General features: G+C 70.3%; 6 protein-coding genes. 4 read left to right on the top strand and 2 right to left on the bottom strand.

The features are described from left to right. Positions 1 to 96: 96 nt before the first annotated feature. The gene (locus FG385_RS33555; RefSeq protein ID WP_139100844.1) at positions 97 to 1,869 is read left to right on the top strand and encodes a 3-hydroxyacyl-CoA dehydrogenase family protein; all 1,773 of its coding nucleotides are present in this window, start codon (positions 97 to 99) and stop codon (positions 1,867 to 1,869) included. Here the strand turns inward: FG385_RS33555 and FG385_RS33550 are convergent. Beyond that, a complete protein-coding gene (locus FG385_RS33550) occupies positions 1,866 to 2,075 on the bottom strand; it encodes an FmdB family zinc ribbon protein (RefSeq protein WP_139100843.1) in 210 nt (69 codons plus the stop codon). The genes FG385_RS33555 and FG385_RS33550 overlap by 4 nt on opposite strands. Before the next feature lie 58 nt (positions 2,076 to 2,133). Between FG385_RS33550 and FG385_RS33545 the strand changes: the two genes are divergently transcribed. After that, entirely contained in the window at positions 2,134 to 3,264 is a 1,131-nt protein-coding gene (locus FG385_RS33545; RefSeq protein ID WP_139100842.1) for an alkaline phosphatase family protein, read from the top strand. Here FG385_RS33545 and FG385_RS33540 read toward each other — a convergent pair. Next, entirely contained in the window at positions 3,252 to 3,824 is a 573-nt protein-coding gene (locus FG385_RS33540) for a TetR/AcrR family transcriptional regulator (RefSeq protein WP_327436883.1), read from the bottom strand. The genes FG385_RS33545 and FG385_RS33540 overlap by 13 nt on opposite strands. 130 nt (positions 3,825 to 3,954) lie before the next feature. Here FG385_RS33540 and FG385_RS33535 point away from each other — a divergent pair, with 130 nt between their 5' ends. After that, positions 3,955 to 5,379, top strand: a complete 1,425-nt coding sequence (locus FG385_RS33535) for an MFS transporter (RefSeq protein ID WP_235022950.1) — start codon at positions 3,955 to 3,957, stop codon at positions 5,377 to 5,379. Between the two features lie 10 nt (positions 5,380 to 5,389). Continuing rightward, a complete protein-coding gene (locus FG385_RS33530; protein WP_139100841.1) occupies positions 5,390 to 5,680 on the top strand; it encodes a hypothetical protein in 291 nt (96 codons plus the stop codon). Positions 5,681 to 5,759: the final 79 nt, after the last annotated feature.

The raw sequence follows: 5,759 nt of genomic DNA, 5'->3' as shown, positions 1-5,759 counted from the left end.
TCGAAAGGCAGCAGTTGACCCGTGACCTGGAGTTTTGATGTTATGGAGGTGTCGCTAAGCAGGGAATACCGCCCGGTAACCATCGGAGGTCCGGTCATGGCACGCGAGTTCACGAGTGTGGGAGTGGTCGGCGTCGGCACGATGGGCGCAGGCATCGCGGAGGTCCTCGCCCGCAGCGGCCTCGAAGTCGTCGCCGTCGAGGTCGACGCGGCGAGCATCGCCCGTGGACGTGCGCATCTCGAGCATTCGACCGGCCGCGCGCTCAGCCGCGGCAAGCTCGACGAGGCCGGGCGCGCGGAGTTGCTGGGGCGGATCCGGTACACGACGGAGCCGGCCGACCTCGCCGATGTCGATCTCGTCATCGAGGCCGTGCCGGAGAGCCTCGAGCTCAAGGCCGAGGTCCTCGGGCAGCTGGACAAGATCGTCAAACCGGAGGCCGTCTTCGCCTCGAACACCTCGTCCCTGTCGGTGACCGAGATCGGCGTGCACACCGCCCGGCCGGGCAAGGTCGTCGGGATGCACTTCTTCAACCCGGCGCCGGTGCTGAAACTGGTCGAGATCGTGCGCACGGTCGTCACCGAACCGGATGTCGTGGCCGACGTGGTCGCGTTCGCCGAGCGGCTCGGGAAGACCCCCGTCGTGATCGGCGACCGGGCGGGTTTCATCGCGAACGCCCTGCTGTTCGGGTATCTCAACCACGCGGTGCGGATGTTCGAGCAGCGGTACGCGACGCGTGAGGACCTCGACGCGGCGATGCGGTACGGCTGCGGGTACCCGATGGGGCCGCTGGCGTTGCTCGATCTCATCGGGCTGGACACGGCCTACGAGATCCTCGAGTCGATGTACCGGCAGTCGCGTAACCGGCTGCACGCGCCCGCGCCACTGCTCAAGCAGATGATCACCGCCGGCCTGCTGGGGCGGAAGAGCGGCCGGGGCTTCTACTCGTACGAGTCGGCGGATTCCCCGGTCGTGACCGACGCCGCCGAGCCACCCACCGTCGATGCGGCGGGGCTGCGTGAGGTCCGGCGGGTGGGCGTCGTCGGTACGGGCACGATGGCGACCGGTATCGCGGAGGTCTTCGCCAAACGCGGTTACGAGATCGTGCTGCGCGCGCGGACGCCCGAGAAGGCCGAGGCCGCGGTGGCGAAAGTCGCCAAATCGATCGGGCGTGCGGTGTCGAAAGGCCGCCTGACCGAGGCGGACGCCGCGACGATACTGGCTCGGATCACACCCGTGACCGAGTTCGCCGCGCTGTCCGATGTGGATCTGGTGGTCGAGGCGGTGGCCGAGGACCTGGCGGTGAAGCGGGCCGTGTTCGAGGCGCTGGACAAGGTGGTCCGCCCGGGCGCGATCCTCGCCACCACGACGTCCTCGCTCCCGGTGATCGAATGCGCGGCGGCCACCGCGCGGGGAGCGGACGTGGTCGGCCTGCACTTCTTCAACCCGGCGCCGGTGATGAAGCTCGTCGAGGTGGTGCACACGATCGCGACCTCACCGGACGTTGTCGCGACGGCGCACGCCGTGTGCCAGGCGCTCGGCAAGCACCCGGTGCACTGCGGCGATCGTGCCGGGTTCATCGTCAACGCACTGCTGTTCCCGTACCTCAACGACGCGGTCAAGATGCTCGAAGCGCATTACGCGCAGGCCGACGACATCGACACGGCGATGAAGGTCGGTTGCGGGCTGCCGATGGGCCCCTTCGAGCTACTGGACGTGGTCGGCCTGGACGTCTCGCTGGCGATCGAGCGGACGTTGTTCAACGAGTTCCGCGAGGAGGGCTTCGCGCCCGCGCCGCTGCTGGAACACCTCGTCACCGCCGGCCGCCTCGGCCGGAAGACCGGTCAGGGGTTCCGGGACTACGCCCGCTAGTTCCCGCAGCCGCACGCGCCGCCACAGCAGCCGTCGGCGGCCGGCATCGGCGCACCGGCCGAGCCCGTGAGGGCGACGGTCGTGAGCAGCTTGACCGTGTCGGCGTGCCCTTCCGGGCAGGGGGCGGGGGAGCTGGACTCGCTCATCGGCCGGTTGATCTCGAAGGTCTCCGTGCACTCGCGGCAGCGGTAGGCGTAAGTCGGCATGGGCCCATTATCGCTCCCGGAATGCGGATCCGGGCCAGTCCCTGCCAAGCTTGTGCCCGTGGATCTGCCAAGGCTGCCGAACCGGCCGCATCTGGCCGAAGTGGTGCCCTCCGTACTCGCGGTGCTCGGCGTTCCCGGGTTCGCCAACACCCTCGAAATCCCGCCAGTGTCCAGCGCCTGCGTGCTGCTCGTCGACGGGCTCGGCTGGGAACTGCTCGAAGAGCATGCCGCGGAAGCACCGGTCCTGGCCGCGCTCGCGCGCAGCCCGCTGAAGGTCGGCTACCCGGCGACCACCGTCGCGGGGCTGGCGGCGATCGGCACCGGGCTCGCGTCCGGTGAGCACGGTATGACCGGGTACACCTTCGTGGTGCCCGGCGTCGGCGTGCTGAACGCGCTGCGCTGGGCGACCCATCCACGCGGGCCGGACCTGCGCGAGCGCCTGCCGCCGGGTGAGGCCCAGCCCCTGCCGACGACCTTCGAGAGGGCGGCGGACGCGGGTGCGCGGTCGGCCGTCGTCTCCGAGGCGCAGTTCGCCAAGACCGCGCTGACCGAAGCCGTGCAGCGCGGCGGTGAGTACGTCGGCGTCTACGCGCTGGGCGATCTCGCCGCGTCGATCCTGCACAGGCTCGAGCAGCCGAGGAGCTTCGCCTACGCCTACCACAGCCAGCTGGACCAGATGGGCCACCGCTACGGCCCGGGCTCGGCGGCGTGGCGGTATCAGCTGCGGCAGGTGGACCGGCTCGTCGAGTCCGTTGTGGACAATCTGCCGCCGGACAGCATGCTCGCGGTCGTCGCGGACCACGGCATGGTCACCATCGACGAGGCGACCGACCTCGACGCGGTGCCGGACCTGCTCGCCGGTGTCCGCGCCATCGCGGGTGAGCCGCGGGCGCGGCATGTGTACGCCGACGAAGGCGCGATGGACGACGTGCTGGGTGCCTGGCGGGTCGAACTGGGGGACCGCGCCTGGGTCGTCACCCGCGAAGAGGCGATCGAGGCCGGCTGGTTCGGACCGCGTGTCAGTGACCGGGTCCGCCCGCGGATCGGGGACCTCGTCGTCGCGGCACGCGAGCGGTTCGGGCTGGTGCGCCGGGCCGCCGAGCCGTTCGAGTCGGCGCTGATCGGGCACCACGGCTCGCTCACCACCGCGGAACAACTCGTCCCGCTCGCGGTGGCCTACGGCTCCTGACGCCGCAGCCCGTCGAGCATCACGGCCACCATCCGCGGGGCCGCGTCGGGTGAGTTCTGCGACGCGGCGCCGACGCCGTGCGCCATCAGCATGATGTCCCGGGGCTGGACGTCCTCGCGGAGCACGCCCGCCTCCTGCGCCGCCTTGACGATCTTGGCCGCGGCGTCGTTGAGCATCACCTTACACAGGGCGAACGTCTCCGAGTCACGGTCGATCGCCGCCTTCAGCGTCGCCGCGAGCCCGTGGTTCTGCACCACGAACCCGACCTGCTCACGCACCCATTCCGCGAGCGCGTCGCCGGGGGAGCGTGCCTCGGCCAGCTCCGTCGCCCGCTGAGCCAGCTTCTCGATGTCCGCCCGGTACACGGCCTCGATGAGCGCCTCGCGGTTCGGGAAGTGCCGGTAGAGCGTGCCTGGACCCACGCAGGCCCGGCGTGCGATGTCGTCCAGCGGCGCTTCGGGCCCGTGCTCGGTGAACGCCTCCCGCGCGACGTTGATGATCCGCTCGTAGTTGCGGCGGGCATCGGCTCGCATCGGCCGTGGCGTCGACGTTGATCCCACGGGCCCTCCTCACTGGAAACGGACGCAATCTCCGGATACCCTTGCATAACCGGAGACTCTCTCCTTATGATAGCTCCAGTGAAGCGGAGACTCTGTCCGCTTGCATTCGCGTATTCAACGGAGCCCTGACTTGTCTGATACGACGCTGTCCACGAGCGCCCCGGCGCTCACCGGAACGGCCCGGCCGCACCGGCCCGGGATCGTACTGGCCACCCTGCTCACCTGCCAGCTGATGATCATCCTGGATGCCACGGTGATGAACGTGGCGCTCCCGCGCATCCAGGCGGACCTGCACTTCAGCGCGACCTCGCTGTCCTGGGTGATCAACATCTACACGCTCGTCTTCGGCGGCCTGCTGCTGCTCGGCGGCCGCGCGGGTGACCTGTTCGGCCGCCGCCGCCTGTTCATCGGCGGCCTGACGCTGTTCACCATCGCCTCGCTCGCCGGCGGGTTCGCCGACTCCGCCACCTGGCTGCTCGCCGCCCGCGTGGCGCAGGGACTCGGCGCGGCCGCCGCCGGTCCCAGCACGCTCGCCCTGCTCACCACGACCTTCACCGAACCACGGGCGCGGCTGCGCGCGCTCGCGCTGTTCTCGGGTATGGCCAGCGCCGGGTTCGCCGTCGGGCTCATCCTCGGCGGCCTGCTCACGGAGTGGTTCTCGTGGCGGTCGGTGCTGTTCATCAACGTGCCGTTCGGCATCGCCGCGGTGGCCTTCGCCGCTCGGTACGTGCGGGAGCCCGAACGCAACCGCGGTAACCTCGACCTGCCCGGCGCGGTCACGGCGACCGGCGGTATCGCGGCCGTGGTCTACGGGTTCATCCGGGCCGCGAGCAACGGCTGGGGCGACAGCTGGACGCTGGTCGCGCTGTTCGCCGGGATCGGGTTGCTCGGTGCCTTCATCGCGATCGAGGTCCGGACCGAGCAGCCGCTGCTGCCGCTGCGCCTGTTCGCCGACCGCAACCGTGCCGCGGCCTACGTGAACTTCTGCCTCGGGCCGATGGCGGGGATGTCGATGTTCTTCTTCCTCAGCCAGTACCTGCAGGACGTGCACGGCTACGGCGCGCTGGCGACCGGGTTCGCGTTCCTGCCGATGGCGGTGCTGGTGTTCACCATGAGCCGGCTGATCCCGCGCCTGCTGCCCCGGTTCGGGCCGAAGCCGGTCGCGCTGACCGGCACCGTGCTGATGGCGGGCGGCCTGGCGCTGCTGACGCGGCTTTCGGTGGACAGCGGCTACTTCCCGCTGCTGTTCGTGCCGATGGTGCTGATGGGCCTGGGTATGGGACTCGCGTTCTCACCGCTGAACGTGATCATCATGTCGACGGTGCCGCCGAAGGACGCCGGTGCCGCCGGTGGTGTGCTGCAGACCATGCAGCAGGTCGGGGCGACGCTCGGCCTCGCGATCCTCGTCACGATCTTCGGCACCGCGACGCGGAACGCGCCCGGCTCACCGCACCAGGTGCTCGTCCACGGCATGACCAGCGCGTTCTTCGCTTCGGTGGTGATCGCCGCGCTGGCGTTCGCCGTCGCACTGACCTTCCGGAAGGTAGCTCGATAACCTGGGCTTCGTGCCGCGCCGCAACCGCCGAGACCATGGCCGCCCCGTCGACGCCGGGGCGGCCGCCGGCTGGGCGCGCGCGGAGTCGGGGCGGGACGGCGAATGGCTCGTGCGCAGCGTGCCGGGCTCGCACGCGACGAAGGTGTACCGGTGCCCCGGTTGCGACCACGAGATCGCGATCGGGGTGGCGCACGTCGTCGCGTGGCCGGCGGACGAGACGGGCTCCGTCGCCGACCGGCGGCACTGGCATCGCGCCTGCTGGCAGGCCCGGGCCCGCCGCCACCCGACGCGCCGCCGCTAGTCCCAATGCCGCGTAGTTAGTGGTCTTGGTAGGTCGTCAACCGTCAAGGATCTGGACGGTGATGGTGGTTGTGTAGTTG

The organism is Amycolatopsis alkalitolerans, from assembly GCF_006152065.1.
GTDB lineage: Bacteria > Actinomycetota > Actinomycetes > Mycobacteriales > Pseudonocardiaceae > Amycolatopsis_E > Amycolatopsis_E alkalitolerans.
This window is presented reverse-complemented; position numbering and strand designations above follow the sequence as displayed.